The sequence below is a fragment of the Bacillus basilensis genome (genome assembly GCF_050630465.1).
Classification (GTDB): Bacteria; Bacillota; Bacilli; order Bacillales; family Bacillaceae_G; genus Bacillus_A; species Bacillus_A basilensis.
The window spans coordinates 48,443-71,052 of the sequence record NZ_JBNTQO010000019.1; the positions used below are offsets into that span (position 1 = coordinate 48,443).

22 protein-coding genes, 2 tRNA genes and 2 pseudogenes are annotated in these 22,610 nt (G+C 36.0%); 7 read left to right on the forward strand and 19 right to left on the reverse strand.

The features are described from left to right. Positions 1-141 precede the first annotated feature (141 nt). The 3 genes from tig to ACQVV1_RS25010 form a co-directional block, all read right to left on the reverse strand. Positions 142-1,419: a trigger factor gene (tig, locus tag ACQVV1_RS25000; RefSeq protein ID WP_242252591.1), complete on the reverse strand. Its 1,278-nt coding sequence runs from the start codon at positions 1,417-1,419 to the stop codon at positions 142-144. Positions 1,420-1,728: 309 nt separating this feature from the next. Next, entirely contained in the window at positions 1,729-2,727 is a 999-nt protein-coding gene (locus ACQVV1_RS25005) for a hypothetical protein (protein WP_242252590.1), read from the reverse strand. A 197-nt stretch (positions 2,728-2,924) separates the two neighbouring features. Beyond that, entirely contained in the window at positions 2,925-3,173 is a 249-nt protein-coding gene (locus ACQVV1_RS25010; RefSeq protein WP_060632422.1) for a hypothetical protein, read from the reverse strand. Between the two features lie 518 nt (positions 3,174-3,691). Between ACQVV1_RS25010 and ACQVV1_RS25015 the strand changes: the two genes are divergently transcribed. After that, positions 3,692-4,306 (forward strand): PH domain-containing protein, encoded by a 615-nt coding sequence (locus ACQVV1_RS25015; RefSeq protein WP_000473867.1) that lies wholly within the window; start codon positions 3,692-3,694, stop codon positions 4,304-4,306. 93 nt (positions 4,307-4,399) lie between these two features. Here ACQVV1_RS25015 and ACQVV1_RS25020 read toward each other — a convergent pair whose 3' ends face one another. Further along, positions 4,400-4,600: a hypothetical protein gene (locus ACQVV1_RS25020; RefSeq protein ID WP_000090056.1), complete on the reverse strand. Its 201-nt coding sequence runs from the start codon at positions 4,598-4,600 to the stop codon at positions 4,400-4,402. 581 nt (positions 4,601-5,181) lie between these two features. On the opposite strand from ACQVV1_RS25020, the gene ACQVV1_RS25025 reads away from it, so the two are divergent. Both ACQVV1_RS25025 and ACQVV1_RS25030 read left to right on the forward strand, forming a co-directional pair. Further along, entirely contained in the window at positions 5,182-5,445 is a 264-nt protein-coding gene (locus ACQVV1_RS25025) for a hypothetical protein (protein ID WP_242252589.1), read from the forward strand. Positions 5,446-5,510: 65 nt separating this feature from the next. Further along, positions 5,511-5,870 (forward strand): DUF6572 domain-containing protein, encoded by a 360-nt coding sequence (locus ACQVV1_RS25030; RefSeq protein WP_242252588.1) that lies wholly within the window; start codon positions 5,511-5,513, stop codon positions 5,868-5,870. A gap of 158 nt (positions 5,871-6,028) precedes the next feature. Here ACQVV1_RS25030 and ACQVV1_RS25035 read toward each other — a convergent pair. The 15 genes and pseudogenes from ACQVV1_RS25035 to ACQVV1_RS25105 form a co-directional block, all read right to left on the reverse strand. After that, a tRNA-Arg gene (locus ACQVV1_RS25035) sits at positions 6,029-6,102 on the reverse strand. A 1-nt stretch (position 6,103) separates the two neighbouring features. Then, positions 6,104-6,177: transfer RNA gene (locus tag ACQVV1_RS25040), tRNA-Gly, on the reverse strand. Positions 6,178-6,286: 109 nt separating this feature from the next. Further along, positions 6,287-6,790, reverse strand: a complete 504-nt coding sequence (locus tag ACQVV1_RS25045) for a metallophosphoesterase (protein WP_000645495.1) — start codon at positions 6,788-6,790, stop codon at positions 6,287-6,289. 13 nt (positions 6,791-6,803) lie between these two features. Continuing rightward, positions 6,804-7,412, reverse strand: a complete 609-nt coding sequence (locus ACQVV1_RS25050; protein WP_242252587.1) for an XTP/dITP diphosphatase — start codon at positions 7,410-7,412, stop codon at positions 6,804-6,806. 11 nt (positions 7,413-7,423) lie between these two features. Next, complete coding sequence (gene rph / locus ACQVV1_RS25055; RefSeq protein ID WP_001261765.1) at positions 7,424-8,161, reverse strand: ribonuclease PH; 738 nt, start codon at positions 8,159-8,161, stop codon at positions 7,424-7,426. 128 nt (positions 8,162-8,289) lie between these two features. Next, positions 8,290-9,339, reverse strand: coding sequence for a spore germination protein GerM (gene gerM / locus ACQVV1_RS25060; RefSeq protein ID WP_063224815.1), 1,050 nt, complete (start codon positions 9,337-9,339; stop codon positions 8,290-8,292). A 131-nt stretch (positions 9,340-9,470) separates the two neighbouring features. Further along, complete coding sequence (racE, locus tag ACQVV1_RS25065) at positions 9,471-10,280, reverse strand: glutamate racemase (RefSeq protein WP_060632430.1); 810 nt, start codon at positions 10,278-10,280, stop codon at positions 9,471-9,473. A gap of 210 nt (positions 10,281-10,490) precedes the next feature. After that, positions 10,491-11,039: pseudogene (locus ACQVV1_RS25070) on the reverse strand (MFS transporter); the annotation flags it as partial. Positions 11,040-11,126: 87 nt separating this feature from the next. Further along, a pseudogene (locus ACQVV1_RS25075) lies at positions 11,127-11,336 on the reverse strand (type 1 glutamine amidotransferase domain-containing protein); the annotation flags it as partial. Between the two features lie 123 nt (positions 11,337-11,459). After that, positions 11,460-11,684, reverse strand: coding sequence for a spore germination transcription factor GerE (gene gerE, locus ACQVV1_RS25080; protein WP_000659484.1), 225 nt, complete (start codon positions 11,682-11,684; stop codon positions 11,460-11,462). 165 nt (positions 11,685-11,849) lie between these two features. Continuing rightward, on the reverse strand, positions 11,850-13,154 hold the full coding sequence (locus tag ACQVV1_RS25085; RefSeq protein WP_242252586.1) for a purine/pyrimidine permease: 1,305 nt from the start codon (positions 13,152-13,154) through the stop codon (positions 11,850-11,852). A gap of 30 nt (positions 13,155-13,184) precedes the next feature. Continuing rightward, positions 13,185-14,084, reverse strand: a complete 900-nt coding sequence (locus ACQVV1_RS25090) for a DMT family transporter (protein ID WP_242252585.1) — start codon at positions 14,082-14,084, stop codon at positions 13,185-13,187. Between the two features lie 93 nt (positions 14,085-14,177). Continuing rightward, positions 14,178-15,422, reverse strand: coding sequence for an amidohydrolase family protein (locus ACQVV1_RS25095; RefSeq protein ID WP_242252638.1), 1,245 nt, complete (start codon positions 15,420-15,422; stop codon positions 14,178-14,180). A 13-nt stretch (positions 15,423-15,435) separates the two neighbouring features. After that, a complete protein-coding gene (locus ACQVV1_RS25100) occupies positions 15,436-16,686 on the reverse strand; it encodes an amidohydrolase family protein (RefSeq protein WP_242252584.1) in 1,251 nt (416 codons plus the stop codon). Between the two features lie 114 nt (positions 16,687-16,800). Then, the gene (locus ACQVV1_RS25105; RefSeq protein WP_242252583.1) at positions 16,801-18,363 is read right to left on the reverse strand and encodes a glutathione ABC transporter substrate-binding protein; all 1,563 of its coding nucleotides are present in this window, start codon (positions 18,361-18,363) and stop codon (positions 16,801-16,803) included. A gap of 328 nt (positions 18,364-18,691) precedes the next feature. Here ACQVV1_RS25105 and nikC point away from each other — a divergent pair, with 328 nt between their 5' ends. The 4 genes from nikC to ACQVV1_RS25125 are packed head-to-tail and all read left to right on the forward strand — an operon-like array spanning position 18,692 to position 22,546. Beyond that, on the forward strand, positions 18,692-19,591 hold the full coding sequence (nikC, locus tag ACQVV1_RS25110; protein ID WP_000453816.1) for a nickel transporter permease: 900 nt from the start codon (positions 18,692-18,694) through the stop codon (positions 19,589-19,591). A 15-nt stretch (positions 19,592-19,606) separates the two neighbouring features. Next, on the forward strand, positions 19,607-20,527 hold the full coding sequence (gene nikB, locus ACQVV1_RS25115) for a nickel ABC transporter permease (RefSeq protein ID WP_242252581.1): 921 nt from the start codon (positions 19,607-19,609) through the stop codon (positions 20,525-20,527). A 14-nt stretch (positions 20,528-20,541) separates the two neighbouring features. After that, positions 20,542-21,558, forward strand: a complete 1,017-nt coding sequence (locus ACQVV1_RS25120; RefSeq protein WP_242252579.1) for an ABC transporter ATP-binding protein — start codon at positions 20,542-20,544, stop codon at positions 21,556-21,558. Between the two features lies 1 nt (position 21,559). Next, positions 21,560-22,546, forward strand: coding sequence for an ABC transporter ATP-binding protein (locus ACQVV1_RS25125; protein WP_242252578.1), 987 nt, complete (start codon positions 21,560-21,562; stop codon positions 22,544-22,546). Positions 22,547-22,610 lie beyond the last annotated feature (64 nt).

Consider the following 22,610-nt stretch of genomic DNA (forward strand, 5'->3'; position numbering starts at 1 on the left):
ACAAATAAAAAGTTTTTAAAACTTTTGAAATATGTATATTCGACTTATTAAGGAAGTTTTCCTTCTTCATCGAAAAGTTTTATAAATATATTTCTATATTTATAAAACAAGGCACGATTAAAATCGTGCCTTGTTATTTTATTATGCAGCGTTTTCTACTAAGAAGTCTACAGCTTTACGAACTTTAAGATCTTCAGCTAAAGCGTCTACGCTTCCAAGAGCTTGCTTGATAGCGTCTACTGGCATACCGTACATTTCAGCCATTTTTTCAACTTCTTCAGTTACTTCTTCTTCAGTAACTTCGATGTTTTCAGCTTCAATGATAGCTTCAAGAACAAGGTTGATTCTTACGCGTTTTTGAGCGTCTTCTTTCATTTGCTCTTTTAACTTGTCAGCATCAGTACCTGTGAATTGGTAGTAAAGCTCAAGGTTCATACCTTGTTGGCTTAAACGTTGCTCGAATTCACGAACCATACGATCTAACTCAGTGTCGATCATAGCTTCTGGAATTTCGATTTCAGCGTTAGCAGCAGCTAATTCTACTACTTCGTCACGTACTTTGTGCTCAGCTTCGTGCTTTTTGCCTTCTTCTAAGTTTGTACGAAGTTTTGCTTTTAATTCATCAAGAGTTGCAACCGCTTCGTCTGCTTCTTTAGCGAACTCGTCGTTTAACTCAGGAAGTTCTTTTGTTTTGATTTCGTGAATTGTTACTTTGAATGTTGCTGGTTTGCCAGCTAATTCAGCAGCATGGTACTCTTCTGGGAATGATACTTCAACGTCTTTAGAATCACCAGATTTAAGACCAATTACTTGCTCTTCGAAACCTGGGATGAATGTACCAGAACCGATTGCTAGAGAGTAGTTTTCGCCTTTTCCGCCTTCAAATGCTTCGCCATCAACGAAACCTTCGAAGTCGATTACAGCTGTATCACCGTTTTCAACAGTTCCTTCTTCTTTAACAACTAGTTCAGCTTGACGCTCTTGTAAAGATTTTAATTCGTTCTCTACATCTTCGTCAGTTACAGTTGTTTCAACTTTTTCTACCGCTAAACCTTTGTACTCACCTAATTTAACTTCAGGTTTCACTGTTACTTTTGCAGTGAAGATAAGGTTAGCATTTTTTTCGAACTTCTCGATGTCGATTTCAGGATGAGCAACTGGGAAGATACCAGCTTCATCGATCGCTTCACCGTATGCTTTTGGTAAGATGATGTCTAAAGCATCTTGGTATAAAGATTCGATACCAAAGCGTTGTTCGAATAACGGACGAGGCATTTTCCCTTTACGGAAACCTGGTACGTTAATTGTTTTTACTACTTTTTTGAACGCAGCGTCGATAGAGTTGTTTACTTCTTTAGCATCAACTTCGATTGTTAAAACGCCTACGTTACCTTCTAATTTTTCCCATTTTGCAGCCATTTATTCTTTCCCTCCAACTATAATAATGTATGCACATACCTCTATAGATTAAGATCTTCATTATCTCTTTTTTGAAATAACAAAAGTACAAATAATCCTCTAGCAAAAGCTTTCAGATATAATGTTCCAATCTACTAATTGCCTAAAAGACAATTACGGTATATTTTGTTCGAGAATAATATGAAACATATTAAGTAAGAGAATTACACTTCTCTTCTCTTACAAACAGGCAGTTTTCTGCCTTTTGCAACCCTTACATTATAACATAGAATATGCTCGTTTCAAGAACCGAACGATTCTTTTTCATAATTATACGGGCAAATATCCTTCTCTTTCAACACGCAATAACCATTGATAGGCAATATGAAACTCTTCTAATTCAATATTATACGCTGTCATAAGCTCTTCTTCATCAATAGTCAATCCGAAACGCTTTCTACCAATTCTCTCTAAAACAGCAGCCCAAATCTCCACTTTATCCATTAATAGAGCGAATGGGAAAACGCTAATTTGCAATTCTTTCCAATATGTAACCATCGCATCAAATATATCAGGATAATTTTGCTCTAATCGGTTTGATAATGTATGTATAATGTTATCGGATTGCTCCTCATTATGACCTGTAAATGCTGGAATTACCTTAATCGTATTCCCAAACTTTTCTACCTCTATCTCTTCTTCTATTTGATTTTCTACCATTTTATACAAAATAGAAGTTTTCAAATAAGGGTGCTGTTTTTCGTCTATTAAAAATTTCTTTAAAATAGGTAATGCAAGATCCAAGTCTTTTAACGAAAGTTGCTGAATCGCTCTTAGCTTTTGCCCAAAGTTTTCTCCAAACATTTCATTAGTAAACTCATCCAACTCAAAATTCGAATCGACTAGTGACGTATCCACTTCATTTAACATACCTTCTGCAAATAAAGCGAGCTGTGCTAATTTTTCCTTTTGCTCAGGCATTATATCCTTCGTTTGCAATACTTTTTCAACGGTTTCAATAACGCCTTCATAATCATTTGTTTGAACTAAAATCGTCACATACGTTTCAAGAATATCACCAAATAATACAGCTCCCGCTTCAAGCAACTGTTCACATTTGTCTTTCGCTTCTTCCATATGTTTTAACTCTAACAAACAAATAACTGAAGCTAGTTCCGTTTGTTCCGTTTCTGCATTATACTGACGTAATATTTCAAAGCAGCGCAATGCATCTTCGAATTTCCGCTCTTTCAGCGCTAAAAAACCTTCATCAATATATCGCTCTGATAGCTGCGGAAACAATACGACCGTATTTTCTTTTTTATCCATACGTCCGCCTCTTTTTCTAGATTTTAATTATCTTTAAAGTAAATATATCAAATGAGTAATGAGAACACAACATCCCAAAACCCTTTGTTTGAAATATGAAAATATTTAATTTTTATATTTCAATATAAACAAATCCTTACCGAAAATTAAAAATGTACAAATAAAAACCCTCAGCAATGAAAGCAGAGGATTCATCATTATTGGAAAGCCTTTATAATAGTGGGGTATATAACAAGGGTAATAATTTGGAGAACAATAATTGCCATAACAATCATGCTAAAATAGAAGATTGGTTTACTCCGCTTCATTAAAAACATAATGATAAGCATCGTACAAGCAAACAAACTTAAGAAGAACAAACTCGTCGTCGAACTAAGTATACCACTTGGGACAAAGAACAATAACACTACACTACAAGTACCTATAATTCCAAATAACCATTCCATTCATTCACTCATTCCCTTTCCCTCTCATGGTAGTTTCCTCTAAGCGATTAAATGTTTTACAACATCAACTACATACGTTAATTTCTCATATGCTACAAACCCGAAAGCAACTGTTAAACCCGTTACGATTAATCCTTTCATCATTTCTTCCTCCTCGTTTTATCGTTGTTACCTTTATTATAGAGGATTAGTAATTCGTTACCATCGAACTACCTTACAGTTACCTTACAGAATTGTAAGATTTCAAAAAGGGATAGAAAAACACCTCATATCGTTTGAGGTACTTTCACGGAATTTCTCTATAATCACATGCAAAATTAACTTTTTTCTCTTGGTTATTTTTCGGAAAATCCACTCTTAAACTAATAGATTTACTAAATAATTTTGGATTGAAATAATTATTCGTTCCTTTTCTCAACTTCCCTTCAAATATTTTTAATTATAAGAAAACACTTTATCGAAATCATGTTAATATATTTTTATACAATTAAGAATTTAATTTAAAAGGGGGATTATGTATGTTTAAAAAAATGGCTGCAGATGTTTTAGGATTAAGCGATGTAGGTTCTGTCATTACACCGAAAGATTACGATAAAGTTGATGCCGATGATTACGTGATGCATGAAGATGGGGAGAAAATTTATTTTCTAATCAAATCAAAATCAGATGAATATTGTTTCACAAACAAAGGATTAATTCACCTAGATGGCACAAGTGCGACAAGTAAAAAACGTACATTACGCCGCTTTAGTTATAGCAAATATCAAATTAAAAACGTAGCACTTGAAACTGCCGGAACGATTGATTTAGATGTAGAAATTAAGTTTCAAATGGGCGATGAGCATTACTCAATTGATGTTCATAAAAAACATATTGAAGAATTAAAAGATTTATATAAGGCTTTACTTAAAATCGAAGAAATTTCATACGACAACGACATCACATTGCAGTATGCACATAAAAGTCTAGATATGGCATCTAATGCTTTTAGCCGTATTTCAAACGCACAAGTAAATTTGGCAGAACAATTTAAAGAAATAAACGAAATCGCCTTTAACTGGCTCGTTGATACGAAGAAACAATATAACGTGAAAGATTATGGTTTTGTCTTTGAGAAGTTTATTAATAATTAATTTAAAACAAACAAAAACCTTGTTATCAAAAGATAACAAGGTTTTCTTAGCGCCCCAGAAGAGATTCGAACTCCTGACCCGCCCATTTCCGTACTATTTTATATATTTTGATCGCAGTCTTAATATATCTTCCTCTTCGCGAATGCCTGCCGATCCCTTCCTCACATTTTTTACGACAGTCCAATTCGGGTTAGTTTCATCACCGATGTTCTGTATTGTAAAGTTGCCGTCACCATATTTACGTTGACCTTCTGCCAATTTCTCCGTTAAATCATTCTCTTTTGCTCTCGCCATCTTTGCGCCATCTCCCTTTTTTATACAACCTTCTTAAACTGTCCAACCAATCACACGTCCAGTCACAATTGGAGATTCTCGTTTTCCGCTTCTATTAATTGTAACACACTGCCGGGGATAAGTTCCGACAACGGATGCTCAATCGTACTAGAATGGTAAAAAGTTTTATAACATTGTAAGTGATTAATTAGGGGCATCTGGATATGAATTCGATTTCCATCATAAACCTATTGATTCTTTAAATTAAATACTATGAGGAACAGGGCGCATAAACGATGCTCCTTTTATTTAAGAAAAAGAATTACATATACAACTGCTTAATATCGAAGGAAAGGTTACAGATATTAAGAATGAGCTACAATTATAACCCAAACTAGACGCGAAACTTATAAGTAATCACTTCTTGTGATAATCTTTCACTCGTATTAATTATGCTATTTCATTCCTACCCCCATCTCTTACACCAAAACATCAATTTTTAGCGTCCCAGGAGAGATCCGAACTTCCGGCCCACCTATTATCTACAATATATAAGCGATTCTTTCATCGCTTGTTTAACATACACTAGCTAATGTATAGATATGGTATCATTTTCTTGTGAAAATATTATAGGAGAAGCAGTAAAAGCCCAAAGCCAGGTACAAATAGGAATAAATCAAGAAGCTGGGAAAGCCTTTGAAAAAGAAGTACATAAGGACTTCTCAAAAGAGGTAGATACAGTAGTAGAACAAATAACTTTAAAGACTGATAAAACAGGAATAAAGACAAGACTTGATTTTCTAGGAGCCAATAAAGATCTAGAAGATATAAGAATAGTTGAGGCAAAGGGAAACCATCTTTTGTAGGCGGTACGGAAATACCTCCAACTAAAGTTGAAATTAGAAGAAAACAATAGATAAGAGGTGTACTTATGTCTTTATACGAATTAGAAAAAGTTGATTTTATGGGCTACAATAAAGAAGAAAAAATAGCCTATTTAGTCATCGCTGATGAATTAGACTGGTCTGATGAGGAAAAACATATTGAATTACTGCAAGAAAAAATCAATTTGTATTTGGGCTTTATAGAAAGTGACGAGGTTTACGAAAGGTATCCTGAAGTAAAAGGGTATGGTTTTGTTATTAAGATATTCGGGAAATATCTTTTTACTGAATGGGGCAAAGAATTTTTAGAAAAGGTTGATGAGGTTCTCGTTGAAGCTGGATACGGTTTTCAATACGTGCATAAACCATTTGATGAGTCTGAACAAACAAATAATATAACTGACTAGCAAAGAGCGTTTTTAAGCGCTCTTTTTAATGCACTTTAATCTGTTGCATATACTCATTATCATATATCTCGTTATAATATTTTTAAACCTCTTGCACATACATCAATTTGTAGACAAACAAAAAACCTTGTTATCAAAAGATAACAAGGTTTTCTTAGCGTCCCAGGAGAGATTCGAACTCCCGACCGTACGCTTAGAAGGCGTATGCTCTATCCGGCTGAGCTACTGGGACATGGAGCGGGTGAAGAGAATCGAACTCTCGACCAGAGCTTGGAAGGCTCTTGTTTTACCACTAAACTACACCCGCATATGTTATTTTATTTTTCTTCGTTAGCGCTTTTGCCCTATCGACAATATTTATTATATGTATAACCATACATAAAGTCAACACCTTTTTTAAAAGAGGATAATTTTTATTATCCTCTTTTAAAAACTGCTTGTTCAACTAGCTGTCCGTCTAGTGTTTCAAAACGAACTTCCATTTGATTTTCATCCATTTCTAATAAGGCAAATGTCTTTTCTACACGCTGACGCGGTAATAAAATACTGCCTGGATTAATAAATAAAACGCCGTCGATTAATTCCGCACCTAATACGTGAGAGTGTCCGAAGCATGCAACTTGCGCCCCTACTTCTTCTGCACGGTACGCTAATGTTTGTAACGTCATTTTCACGTTATGACGATGTCCGTGCACAACTACGAAACGAATGCCGTCTACATCAGTTACAATTTCATCTTGAAAGTTAGCATAATCACAATTCCCTTTTACCACATGGAAACCTTGCAGCTCTTCATGAGCAGGCGTTAGCTCTGAATCACCGCAATGAATCATGATATCTACTTTCCCTTCATACTTCTCTTTTAACTGCTGTAATTCCTTCACAGAGCTATGACTATCGCTTACGATTAAAGCTTTCATCAATCTCTCTCCCTTATTCTCCTAAAAACCATTCAGGGATTTTTTCTTCTAGCTTACGTAGAGCACGTCCGCGGTGACTAATAGCATTTTTCTCATCTGAACTTAGTTCCGCCATCGCTTTTTTATATTCTTCCACATAAAAAATCGGATCATATCCAAAGCCGTTTTCCCCGCGGCGTTGTTCTAAAATAAATCCTTCACATGTCCCGTTTACAATGACAGGCTTTTTATCCCCTTCAGGGAAAGCAACTGCTAATGCACAGTAGAAACGAGCTTTACGCTTTTCAAACGTTACTTCATTTAATTCTTGTAAAACTTTATCAATATTCGCTTGATCATCTTTCGGTTCTCCAGCAAAACGAGCTGAATATACGCCTGGTTTCCCGTTTAAAGCATCTACAATAAGACCTGAATCATCCGCAATTACGATTGCATTCAACTGTCTACTCAAACTATCCGCTTTTAAGATCGCATTTTCTTCAAATGTTTCACCAGTTTCTTCTACTTCTTCAATATGAGGAAAATCGTGTAATGATTTCACTTCTAAATCAAATCGCTCAAATAACTCAGCAAATTCACGTACTTTCCCCATATTTTTTGTCGCTACAACAACTTGTTTCATATTTTCCACCTCTACTCTATATGAGATACGATGTCACCTAACGCTTCTTTTTGCATGTCAATCAGTTGGAAAATGCCTTGTTCTGCAGCATCAAGTAATTCATTTAACTGCGCTCTGCTGAACGTCGCTTCTTCTCCAGTTCCTTGTACTTCAACAAACTGGCCTTTTCCAGTCATAATTACGTTCATATCAACGTCTGCTTTAGAATCTTCTGCATAGTTTAAATCTAAAACAACACCTTGCTCTTCCACAATCCCTACTGAAGTTGCTGCTAAATAATCTTTCACTGGAATTTTAGATACTTTTTCTGCTTGTAATAACTTCTCGAAAGCTAATACCATTGCTACATATGCACCTGTAATAGAAGCTGTTCTCGTTCCACCATCAGCTTGAATAACATCACAATCAATCCAAACCGTTCTCTCACCAAGTGCTTCTAAGTCAACTACCGCACGTAATGCTCGTCCAATTAAGCGCTGGATTTCCATTGTACGCCCTGTTACTTTCCCTTTGCTTGATTCCCTTATTGTACGTTGCTCTGTTGCACGTGGAATCATCGCGTATTCAGCTGTTACCCAGCCCTTTCCTTCTCCACGCATAAACGGCGGGACACGCTCTTCAATTGTCGCTGAGCAAATTACCTTTGTATCCCCAACCTCAATTAACACTGATCCTTCTGGATGTTTTAAATAATTCGTATGAATATGTATATGGCGTAATTCTGTTTTCTCTCTACCATCTACTCGCATAAAAATAACCTCCTCATAACTATTTGTTAGTATAGCCAAATTTAAATGTATGATATGTATACAATAAAAGAAGAGGAACCCAAAAAGCAATTCCTCTTTCTTACTTAAGTATATCAAATTATCGACGATTAAAAACTACCTGTATTCACGTTTTCTGGACGATCTACAGGTTTTATTAATTTTCCGCCCTTTTCATCTATAAGATTCGCTTTACCATTCACTTCAATAGAAACACTTTTTACGCCTTTCTTTTCTGTTAAAGATAAAACTAATGACTTCAATACGTAATTTGAAACCATATTTTTATCTGGGTTTATAAATATATTTTCATTAAAGTTTAATGTAAGATTTCCGTCTTGTAATTTCGGATTCGTAATCAGCTTAACTCCTGGATTGAAATCATTCAGGAGCGATTGATGAATCGGTCCTTTTACAAGTTCATCTATAATGGTTGCATAATCATTTTCTTTTCCTTCTACAACGCGGCGTGTTACTGGTACGTAGTATTGCTGTTTATTATTATTTTGCGCCATAAAATAAAGGGTAACTGGTTTTGTATTTGTTACATCCGCTACTTGTTCATCATCGAAGTTGATACCGTTCGCACGGCTCACGCCTTCACCAAGCGGTGTACCACCAACAGGCATCTTCGCCAATTTCTCACCATTTATTTGGAACTGCACTTGTTTTATTTCTTTAAATTGCGTCAACGTCCATGCAATAGATTCAATGATTTGACGTTCTTCCTCTTTCGCATAGTTTTTCATTTCTTTAGAGAAATCAATGACTGCCGTCCCATCTTTTTTCAAATTTAGGGTCATCGATGTATTCGCTGGAATGACTGCACGGAACCCATTCGGTAATAAATTCGTTACCGGTCCATCTTTCACAAGGTACTCTAACGTTTGCTGAATGACCTCATTTGCTTTCGGAGTAGGTATAGCTAACGTTTGCGGCACAACATAGCCATTTTTATCAACAAGGTATAGTTCTCTATTCACCGTTTGTCCTTGCTTATCTTTCTTAGCTACTTCTTTCTTTCCACCCTCTGTATACGTAACTTGTTTTGGCGGATCAATTTGTTCCGTTGCTTTCTCCTGATTTATAAAGCCACACCCTGTTAGTAAAACAGCGCTCACAGTAGCACCAACAACCCATTTAAAAGTGGATTTAGGCATGCCATTCCCCCCTAAAATCTAAGTTTGTACTATTATGTATACGAGCTGTTTCATTTTTTAGAACAAGCTGTGCTTCCTATAAACAAAAAAACTCCTGATTTCTCAGGAGTTTACTTATATGGATTCTACTATTATTCTTTTTCTAAATGAATATGTTTCACATTTTCAATCGGTTGACCGAACCATTTTGATGCAATTTCTTTAAATAGACCTATTTTTCCTGTTGTTAAGAAGAGATGATCACTTTGTTCCTCTCCCTCATTCAACATTTTACTATGGTATAAAATTGTACTTACTTCACGCGCCGTTTCATCACCAGAACTAATTAGTTGCACTTTATCTCCCATTACTTGTTTAATAACAGGGCCTAAAATTGGATAATGTGTACAACCTAAAATAAGTGTATCAATATCAGTATTCTTCAGCGGTTGCAACGTTTCTCTTACAACTTCATATGCCATTTCACTTTCGAAATTACCACTCTCTACAAGCTCAACGAAAGGCGGACACGCTAAACTTTCTACCATAACACGGTTATTAATAGACTTTAGCGCTTCTTCGTATGCACCACTTTTCACCGTTCCGATTGTTCCAATAATCCCAACATGATACGTGTTTGTCATTTTTAAAGCTGTACGTGATCCTGGGTGAATAACTCCTACCACCGGAATTGGTAATTGTTTCTGCATCTCTTCTAATACAACTGCAGTTGCTGTATTACACGCAATAACTAACATTTTGATATTTAAATCTAGTAAATGCTCCGTCATTTCCCACGTAAATTGACGCACTTCTTCTCGAGAACGCGGACCATAAGGGCAACGTGCTGTATCCCCTAAATATATAATGCGCTCTTTCGGCAACTGACGAATTAATTCCTTCGCTACTGTTAAACCACCAACTCCTGAATCGATAACACCGATTGCTCTATTCAACTTCATCACCCGTTTTCTCATTCATCATCTTATTTTATCATTATATTTTACAAACTTTAAGTTCGCTAACTTAAACTGCTTCTGTATGAAAATTTTCATTTGTACCTGTATAGACTAGGACCTTTTTTATTTTGCTCCTTTTTTTCATAATTTGCAAGACAGAAAAATAACCGACCTTCTATAGGAAAGTCGGTTTCTTCTATATAAAGTACATATTTAATGCTCCATCTTTTTTTGGAAAGAAGACATTCCTATTAATAAGAAGAAATGAGCAGAAATTAACATAACGATTAAAATAAAATTCAAACGATAACTATTTGTAGATTCCATAATTTTGCTTGCTACAGCTGGTCCAAATGCCATACCGAAAAAATTAATTAAATTATATAAACCAAGACCTACTCCAACTTTAGCTGAATGTAATGTTTTCGGTATAAATGTGTTTAATGATACTTGAATGGCTGAATAACTCATAAACGTTAAAATAATCGCCAATATAATAACGACTATACTTCCATTCGGAATAAACCCTAAAATTAAAAAGCCAACAATCATAATGACAGACGCTACATAAGTCATATTCACATGTCCAAACGAAGGGACAATCTTTCCAGTAATAAAACTAGACACAATACCAAAGAGTGATGCAACAAACAATACAATTCCGATAACAAATGGCGACAATCCGTGCACTCTTCCTAACAGTAAGGGCAATAATAATAAATTAGCACATAACGCCACATTAATTATAAATGAAGTCACTATACTCAATACCTCTTTTTAGTTTAAGGGATTTTCCATTTACACTATAGAAAAAATACCCGCTACCTTTATGAGTAGCGAGCACTTTTTCTATAATTTATTTACAGCTCTTCTTATATCTTTTCCTATTTCCATACTAGACTGCGGATTTTGCCCTGTAATTAAATGCCCATCTACTACGACATGCGGCGTGAAATTTGGAGCAACATAAAACAAAGCCCCTTCTTCTTTCAATTTACTTTCTAATAAAAACGGAACTCGCTTTTCTAAATGTACAGCTTTTTCCTCATCATGTTTAAAATAGTTATTTTTAACGTTTTTTTCTTAAACATACCTTCTCTCTCAAAGTCTGAGATACCTTTTTTAAGTTCAAAATTTAGACAGAAAAATAGCCGACTCTTTACATAAAAGTCGGCTGCTTTCTTATAGTTCGAGCTCTCCCATGCGAAGAAGCTCAACAACTGCTTGTGAACGTCCTTTAACTCCTAGCTTTTGCATTGCGTTTGAGATGTGGTTGCGTACTGTTTTTTCACTGATAAAAAGTTCACCCGCAATTTCTTTTGTTGTTTTATCTTGAACCAGCAATTCAAATACTTCTCTCTCTCTCTTTGTGAGTAACGGTTTAGATTGATACGCTTTTTCCTTCAACTGGTATAACCCTCCTTGCTTAAGCCAGAGCCGTGTATGTGTAAGTTGGGTGTTTATTTAGTCAAGATATTGTATGAATGAAATGTGCGGGTGGTGAATAAAAATGGGCTTTATTTCTCATGTTATTTTAGACTTTTATACATTGCATTCACTCTTTGTATCCACTTACTTTTCGGTACGCCATATTTGTTCTAGTAATATGCTGACAACTGTACCTACGAACAAACCATTTCCGAATATATATTGCATAACAGACGGTAAGGATTGGAGCGCTCCAGACGGTAAAAACATAACACCGCTGCCAAATAATACTGCAATGCCTAAAATCGTTACATTCCTTTCATTAAGCTCCACTTGTTTTATATTATTTAACCCAATTCCAATTAGCTGTACGAATGAAGCCATTAAAACTGCAGATGCAACAGCGGATGGTAACGATGCTAAGTAACGAATAACACTCGGAAACATCGACATTATGACTAGTAACATACATGCTAGTAAGAACGATCGTATATATTTTTGTTTTGTTAAGCGAATAAATCCTGCCGTTGCTGGTAACGGAACGACACCTACAGTTGAAAATACGGAAGAAATGATGTGCGAAATCCCTCCAACCCACGTACCATCCTTCAACTGTTTCTGTTCAATAGTCGCTTTTTGAATGGTAGCTTGATTAATTGCTATAATAGCTGCTACTGTATTTGAAACTAAAATACATACCATAACGAAACTTGATACTGCCATACCTGTATTCCACTTTGGAAATCCCCAAGCAAATATTTGCGGAAGTTGCACAAAATGAGTTACTTGAGATGGAATCGTAACTTTTCCTGCCATTAGAAAAAGAATCCATCCACTAATTAATCCTATTAAAACCGCATAACTTTTGACAAAACCTTTTCCAAAATTAGATAGTATAATAACGAACAAAAATATACTAAACGCGATTATCGCTGTAAATCCATCGATTTGGGAAGCAGTAGCAGTAATTCCTAGCATTCCTTTTAAAAATACACCGCTTAATTGTAAACATAATAAAAGTAAAAACGTCCCTGTCACAAGCGGCGTAAATAAAAATAAAATACGTCCGATAAAACCAGTTACTCCTAATCCTATTAAAATAACACCGGAAATTATCATTCCTAATTCTAAAATTTGCAATGTACTATGTAATTGGTTTTGCCCGACAGTTGCATAAGCAAGTACGGTAAATACTCCAACCCAAGATCCAGCTGGTCCATCCGCAATTGGAAGTCTATGTCCAAGCCACCCTTGTAAAAAAGAAGATATACCAACTACAAAAAACGTACGCTGCATCAAATAAAATATTTCTTCTGTCGTAAGATGAAATAATCCGCCAACGACAATTGGTAGTGCGATTGAATTCGCCAATAAAAATATAAACCATTGCAAGGTTCCCATAATATGATTTTGGTTATGTTGATTGTCCAAATTTTTCATCCCTTCCATACATTTCACACAGAAATACACGCTATACTATTACGTAGCTTTTCGAAACAACACTTTTTGTCCCCTCGATTTCTTCCCGTATCCAAATGTTGCAATATAAACTCCACAAACGATAAAAACAGCTCCAATTATTTGAATGGCTGTTACACTTTTCTGCAATATAATATAACCTACCACCATCGTAACGAATGGTTCTAAATTTAAAAACATGGCTGCTGTTGATGCCTGTGCTTTTCTCAATTGATTATTCCAAACTAATGTACAAATTCCATGCATAAGTATTGCTGTCACAATGAGAAGCGCCCAACTCTCTATAGAGTATTTCAACGTTATGTGAGAAAAGGTAAAAGCAAGAAACGGTAGCATAATTAAAAAACCAAAAATTGAAGAAAAGAATGTAATCAAAAACATATCATCTCTGTTCCCCAATTTCCGAATGAAAACGATAGATAAAGAAAAAGATAGCATCGTTATAAAAATCCATATTAACCCTTCTGAAAAGACGAACCTCTGCCCAACACCAATTACAAAAAATACTCCAAAAGTAGCAATCCCTCCTCCTATTACTAACTTAGCTGTTAACGGTTCGTTTAAAATAAATACTGCTAGAATAGAAGTCATAACAGGAGTAAGTGCTAATATTAGCGCAGCTGTTGTTGGATCTGCTGTTTGTAACCCTTCATAAAAAGACCATTGATTAATCGCGACACCCATGATTCCAATTAATAATACACTTTTCATTTCATTCTTTTCTATATATAAGTCTTTCTTACACATAATAGCGTACGCTAGAAAAAACAAATTAATAAATAGTAAGCGAAGTGTCGTTAACAACACCGGATGAAATGTATTTACTAAAATCGCACCAAATATAAAATTACTCCCCCAAACTACTACACATATAAACAGTAATATATATGTACGTGTCACCTATTCCCCTCCTTTTCTCGTAAAAAAGAAGGATTCCTATTCTTTCATTAGGAACCCTTGAAAAAATATATATAAATTAGGGAGATACGTAAATCAAATCAATACACCTTGAACATGTTGCAAGGAACCTGCTACTATTTTCCCATCTTTCATCACGGCTGGTCGCTTCGCTCGTCTAGCAATCGCTTCTGCTGAACAAGTAGCTTGTAAGAAGACGAAATCAGCTTTATCTCCTACTTTAGGCCAAACTTGATTTCCTTCTTGATCCAATGGCGTTTTTCCACCTGTAATATACGCCAAAGAAGAAGATAAAGACTTCTCATCAATCCAGCGATACTTTTCTGCTAAACGCCCTACTCTTTCAAAAATATCAGCATTTCCAAATGGTCCCCATGAATCAAACATACTATCGCAACCTAAAGAAACGGAAACTCCTTTTTCTGTAAGCAATGGTACTGGCGGCATATTTCTGTTAATTGGTACTGTCGTAATAATAGACATTCCTCTCTCAGCTAATAAGTCTGCCATATCTGCTCCTTCTTCTTTAGATACATCACCTAGACTAAACGCATGACTGACCGCGACACGTCTGTCCCAATTAGCCTCCTCTATAAATTGAGCTAATTTTTTAATTGTATAAATACCTAAATGCCCTGCATCATGTAAATGCAAATCAACATCTGCATTTGCCTCTACAGCAATTTCCATCATATCAAAAAGTGATTTTTCAATATTATTATCTACAGTAGCTGGATCTACACCACCTACTAAAGTTGCGCCCATTTTCATCGCTTCTCTCATAAGAGAATGCGCTTCGGTACGAAGTAAACCATGCTGCGGGAACGCTACGATTTCATATGTAAACGCACCTTTCATATTCTCTAAAGTTTGACGGACAGATTCTAAGTTTTTAAGACCGATATACGGATCAATATTTACATGCGTTCGTATATGAGTCGAACCAGCATTTAAAATGTTTCTGAGTAATAACTCTGCTCTCTCTCCAGTTGTTTGAGCTAAAATTGGTAACTCTTGCTGTTCTAACTCTAATCTCTCAATAATATTTTTTACTGGTGTGCACGCTTCCCATGGGCCACCAAGTTTTGTCTTATCCAGGTGAAAATGATTTTCCACAAACGATGGAAGAACAAACAATTCTTTCGCATCTTTCGTTTCATATTCTGTTTGAAGCGGTACATCCGCAAGTACAATCTTTTCAATCTTTCCATCTTGTATGAGTAAATGATGCAAAGCTGTTTCTGTACCTGTAACTACTTCATTATTAAACTTGTAACCTATTTCTAATCGTACATTCGTTAACCAATACACATTTTGCATTTCAATCATCCTCTCAAACAAGATTATTTATAGCCGCTTTTTGCAAACTACCAGCAACAACATTCCCTTTATATAAAACAGCACAACGCTCTGTTTGTCTTGCTACTACCTCGGCTGAACATGATGCTTCTGTAAAGACAATATTTGCTTCATCCCCAATTTTTGGCCATTGACGATTTCCTTGATCATCTAATATAGATTTCCCGCCCGTAATAAACTGAAGTGCTTTCCCTAAAGAGCGCTCGTCAATCCATCTAAATCTCTCCGCTAGACAATTTGCCTTTTGCAACATATCTCCTGTTCCAAATGGAGACCAATGATCAGTTATACTATCGTTTCCTAGTGAAACTTTTACACCTTTACAATTTAATAGCGGAACTGGAATTACATGTCTACTAATTGGAACTGTTGACGTTATATCAATGCCTAATGCCGCAAGTCGTTCAGCCATTTCCTCCGCTTCTTCTACAGATACATCTCCAAGTCCAAGAGCATGACTAATCGTAACTCTTCCTTGCCACCCTGCTTCTTCTGTTAATGCAGCTAATCGCTTCATTGTAAATGTTCCGAGTTGATCCGCGTCATGTAAATGAATATCAATGTCTGAATCAAACTCTACTGCAATATCCATAATTGTATTTAATGATTTTTCAATATTACCGTCTACAGTAGCTGGGTCTACTCCACCTACTAAATGAGCTCCCATACGCATAGCGTCTTTTACAAGCCCTACGGAATTACTTCGTAACAAACCGTGTTGCGGGAATGCTACGATTTTTGCTGATAACTTATCTTTATATGTTTCCAGTGCCGCAATCGTTGCTTCTAAATTTCCAAGACCAATTACAGGGTCAATATTGCAATGTGTTCGAATATTTGTCGCTCCATTTTCAAGAAGTAATTGCAACATTTTCTCCGCTCTACTCTTTGCAGTTTCTAATTGCTTCGGAAGAATAGTTTGCTCCTCATGAATACGAGTGAATATACTCTTTACTGGTGTACATGCTTTCCACGGTCCACCATAATACGTTTTATCAATATGAATATGCATTTCTTCAAATGCTGGTAATGCCAGTAAACCATTTGCATTTACTACTTCACCATCTTGCTCTGATACAATCCCAGGTAATATCTTCGTAATCTTTCCATCTTCAATAAACAAACTACAAATTTCCGTTTCTGTACTTGTAATTCGCGATTCCTCATATACGTACCCACATTCAAGTTTCACATTCGTTAACCAATATTGTGATTTTACACTCACTTTGTCAATCTCCCTTCGCAATATGAATTTTCTACTTCACAAACGAAACAAAAACAGATAAAAATTTCTATCAGTGTAAAATGGTGTTTTACACTGATAGAATTTCCTATTTTACTAAAGTTCTACATCTTCCAGTCGCAAATACCCAGATGGATCAATCCAAAATCCTTTTATATTTTTCGTAGTTGCGGCAATATGATTAATCCCTCGAATTGGTACTAGCAAAGCATCTTTTAATTCAATCTCTTGTAACTGTTTATACAATTCTTTTCTCTTTGTCTCATCTTTTTCTTTTCTAGCATCTTCTATTAATTTATCTACTGCCGGATTACTATAGAAGAATTGGTTACCAGTTGCTCCGTGTGAACTAGAATGGAATAAATTATATTGATTATAGTCACCATCACCTGTTGCGTTTCCCCAACCTCCAACAAACATCGCATGTTCTGATTTATTCGTTGCAGCTAAAAACGCACCATATTCCATAACTTTAATTTCTACATCAACGCCAATCCCTTTTAATTGAGATTGAATTACTTCCACTAACGCCATTCTAACTTTGCTGTCATTCGTCCAAATTGTTGCTTTAAATCCATTTGGATAACCAGCATCCGCTAATAATTTTTTTGCAGTATTAATGTCATACTTATATCCTTTTACGTCTTTCGTATAACCGAATACTTTAGGAGTCATTACGGAGTTTATTTCAGTCCCAACATTGTTATATACCCCTTTTAAAATCCCTTTCGTTTCAATCGCATGTGCAATCGCTTGACGAACGAGCGGGTTATCAAATGGCTTTTTCCGTACATTAAAGCCAATATATTCTACACCTAAACCTTCATTTTCAATTAACTCCATGGATGGTGAATTTTTCACACGCTCTACTTCAGTTACAGGTAAATTCTCTGCAATGTGAGCTTCACTAGTTTCAATCATCCCAATACGTGTTGCATCTTCTGGTACTACTTTGAATACAACTTCATCAACCTTTGATTTTTCGCCCCAATAATTTTTATTCTTTTCAAGTCGAATTTCTTCACCTGGTTTCCATGACTTAAAAGTATATGGACCTGTCCCAACCGGATGCTGCGCTAAGCCTTTTCCTTTTTCATCAATTGCTTTCGGACTTAAAATACTTCCTTCATTACTTGCGAAAATAGATAAAAGAGGTGAGTATGGGTATTTCAATACGAACTGTACTGTGTATTCATCAATTACTTTTATTTCTTGAATCATGGAATAAACAGTTGCTCGATTTGAACCTACTTTCGGGTCTAATACACGTTCAAAGTTTTTCTTTACTGCCTCAGCATTAAATGGTGCACCATCTTGGAATGTCACTCCTTGTTGCAACTTAAATTCCCAATTTAAATCATCAATTTGTTTCCATTCCTTTGCTAACATCGGCTTAAAGTCCATGTTTTTATCTCGTTGTACAAGATTTTCATACACTTTATGGTACACAACACTTGCGGAAGGGATGTTTGTAATAAAATGCGGATCTAAATTATCAGCATCTGACAGTCTAGCAATTGTTAAAACGCCACCTTCTTTTGTCCCTTTGCTTCCTGACCCTTCATTTCCTGTCTTCGCGTTAGATGAACATCCCGCTAGAAAAACTGAAAGACATAAAATTGTGATAAAACAAATCACAAGTCCCCTTTTGAATCTCATCGCCCTTCCCCCTCCACTTTCTTTTATCTCTACATCCTAAAGTGAAACCTTAAACCTAGCTTTCTATCTCCCTACTTTCTAATAACAGATCATTCCACCACCCTCTCTTTTTTCAATTTTGTCTATGTATTTGTAATTATAAATAACTTTACGGAAAAAGTTTTTAAACATCTTTACTTCTATTTGCATTTTCTTTACTAATTGAATTTTCTGAATTTTTTTGAAACATCTTTACTTCTATTTGCATTTTCTTTACTTATTGTTTTAAACTCGTTGACTCGTTTTAATTTTCTGATAATTTAATCATAAAGAAAGGGAGGTATGAAAAATGGAAGTTCGTCTTTCTAAAGAAGAAAATACTTCTTTACAAACGATTCAAACGAAGAACACATCGAAATGGATCATTAGCTATCGAAAACTGAAAAAAAATAAGATGGCATTTATCGGAGGGATTATCGTTCTTTTCTATATTTTAATAGCTATATTTGCCCCATTGTTAGCACCCTATAATCCATTTGATATTCAGTTAGTTAACAAATTACAACCACCATCTATGGAACATTGGATGGGAACAGATGATAAAGGCAGAGATATTTTAAGCCGCCTTTTACACGGGACACGCCTTTCATTACTTGTTGGATTTTCTTCTGTATTTATAGGGGCATTGTTCGGCATTATTCTTGGTATCATTTCTGGTTATTACGGTGGATGGTTTGACACAATCATTATGCGAATCATTGATATTATGCTAGCTTTCCCTGGTATTTTACTTGCTCTTGCCATTGTAGGCGCACTAGGACCAAGTCTTGTGAACGTAATTATCGCTATTGGCTTTTTCTCAATTCCTATGTTCGCTCGTATCGTTAGAGCTTCTACATTAACAGTAAAAAAATTAGAGTATATCGATGCTATAAGAGCACTAGGGGCAAATGATTTTACTATTATTATGAAACACATATTCCCTAACATCTTATCACCTATTATCGTCCAAGCTACTTTACGCTTAGCTACAGCAATTTTATCTGCAGCTGGATTATCATTTTTAGGACTTGGAGCGCAACCACCTTCACCTGAATGGGGTGCCATGTTAAGTAATGGACGCGACTTTTTATTTACCGCACCACATATTGCAATGTTTCCCGGAATCGCAATGTCTACACTCGTAATCGGTTTAAACATGTTTGGTGACGGATTACGTGATGCACTAGATCCGAGACTTAAAAAATAGAAAGGGGCATTATACATGCTAATGTTTATATTTCGTAGAATACTACAATTAATTCCCGTTCTTTTCGGCGTTGTATTCGTTGTTTTCTTAATTATGCAAATGGTACCCGGTGACCCAGCTCTACTTATCGCTGGTGAAGGAGCATCAAAAGAAACTGTCCAGCAGATACGTCACCAATTAGGATTGGACAAACCTTTTATCATGCAATATTTCTCTTATATCGGAAATATATTACAAGGCGATTTCGGGGTTTCAATTCGTTCTAACCGTCCAGTGTTAGACGAAGTATTAATCCGCCTTCCAATCACTATTGAACTCGCCCTATATAGTATCGTCATTACAGTTGTATTTGGGATGATTGCTGGCATCATCTCTGCTACAAAGCAATATTCTTGGACAGATGTTTCTATTATGATTATCGCCTTGTTAGGTGTCTCATTACCAAGCTTTTGGTTTGGACTTATGCTCATTTTCTACTTCTCTGTCCAAATTCAAATATTCCCCGTTTCTGGTTGGGGAACCTGGATGCACATGGTTTTACCAGCACTTACACTAGGTGCATCTGGCGCAGCAATTGTAGCACGTATGACTCGCTCAAGTATGCTTGATGTTATACGCCAAGATTATATACGAACAGCAAGAGCAAAAGGAGTAAAAGAAAGAGTCGTTATATATAAACATGCTTTGAGGAACGCATTAATTCCCGTTATTACTGTTGTTGGATTACAATTTGGTGCACTTTTAGGCGGTACAGTTTTAGTAGAATCAGTTTTTGCTATAAATGGACTTGGAAGATTAATCGTAGACGCCATCCGAATGAGAGACTTACCAATGTTACAAGGGGGCGTATTAATCGCCTCGGTCATCTTCGTTCTAGTCAATCTTATTGTTGATATTTTATACCGTCATTTCAATAAACGTATTGAGCTTAATTAAGGGGGTGCACAAACATGAATAAAAAGGAAGAGGTATTACAAGTTAAAGATTTAAAAACACATTTCTTTACAGACGAAGGTGTAAGCAAAGCGGTTGATGGTTTAAATTTCTCTGTTTCTAAAGGAGAAACACTCGGTATCGTAGGTGAATCTGGTTGTGGGAAGAGTATCACTTCTCTATCCATTATGAGATTAATTGACCGAGAAAGTGGCAGTAAAATTGAAGGCAGCATTTTATTTAAAGGAAAAGATTTATTACAACAAAAAGAAGCTGAAATGCGCGCAATTCGTGGAAATCAAATCTCAATGATTTTCCAAGAACCAATGACATCTTTGAATCCAGTATATTCTGTTGGGGAACAGATCGCAGAAGCAATTCGTATCCATCAAAAATTAAATAAAAAGGAAGCTTGGAATAAAGCCGTAGATATGTTGAAACTAGTTGGAATTCCTTCTCCTGAAAAGCGTGCAAAACAAGAGCCACATGAACTAAGCGGAGGAATGCGACAACGCATTATGATTGCAATGGCACTTGCTTGCAATCCAGATTTACTCATTGCAGACGAACCAACAACTGCTCTTGATGTAACAATTCAAGCTCAAATATTATCACTTATGAAATCACTTCAAAAACAACTCGGTATGGGAATTATCATGATCACACATGACTTAGGAGTCGTGTCAGAAACATGCGATAGAGTCGCCGTTATGTACGCTGGAAAAATCGTCGAATATGCAGATATCGAGCATATATTTACTAGCCCAAAACATCCTTATACAATCGGACTTCTTCAATCTCTCCCAAGACTCGATACAGACCAAGAAGAATTACAAACTATTCCTGGGTCCGTACCGAGTCCATACCATATGCCGAGTGGATGTCGCTTTGCTGATAGATGCACACATGCAAAAGAACTATGTCACAATACTCTTCCAGAATTTCAACTCACGCAAGATGGAAGTGAAGTTCGATGCTGGATGTTTACAGACCTTTGGGATAAATCATCTTCAGAAAAATTGGAGGTATTATAATATGTCTACTGCTACGCCAATAAATAAACGAGAGTTATTACAAGTACAAAACTTAAAACAATACTTCCCTATAAAAAAAGGAATTCTAGGACGCTCTATTAGCTATATTAAAGCGGTTGACGATATTAGTTTTACAATTTACGAAAAGGAAACTGTTAGTATTGTTGGTGAATCTGGTTGCGGAAAATCCACCACTGGGCGTGCAATATTGCGCCTTGATGAAGCAACAAGTGGAAAAATTATTTTTCAAGACAAAGATTTACTAGCATTAAATAACTCAGCAATGCGAAAGGTTCGAAAAGATTTACAAGTTATTTTTCAAGATCCCTTCGCTTCTTTAAACCCTCGGCAAACTGTAGGGAGCATTTTAGAAGAAGCTATGGCCATTCAAAACGTATGTCCAAAAGGCGAAAGAAAAGCAAAGGTTATTGAGCTGCTCGGGAAAGTTGGTCTTCCACCTGATGCAGTGAAGCGCTATCCACATGAATTTAGTGGTGGTCAACGGCAAAGAATCGGAATTGCGCGTGCCTTAGCTGTTAATCCAAAACTCATCATTTGTGACGAAGCTGTCTCCGCCCTAGATGTTTCAGTGCAAGCACAAGTTTTAAATTTATTAAAGCAGTTGCAACAACAATATGGGTTAACATATTTATTCATCTCTCACGACTTAGCTGTCGTTCGTCACATATCAGATCGCATCATTGTAATGTACCTTGGTACCATTGTGGAGATTGCCGATAAACATTCTCTTTTTAACAATCCGCAACACCCTTACACAAAAGCGCTTCTCTCAGCAATTCCTACCATTAGTGCAGGAACGAAAAAAGAGCGTATTGAACTTAAAGGAGACCTTCCCTCTCCTCTAAACCCGCCAAAAGGCTGTCGTTTTCATACTCGTTGTCCATATGCCATTGAAAAATGCGCTACGCAACAACCAAGCTTTCAATCTGTAAGTGAAGATCATAAAGTAGCCTGTCATATCATTTGATACGAGTCTGAATAATAGAAATATTTACAACGCTTTAGTATAATAATAAAAAACAAGATTGAGG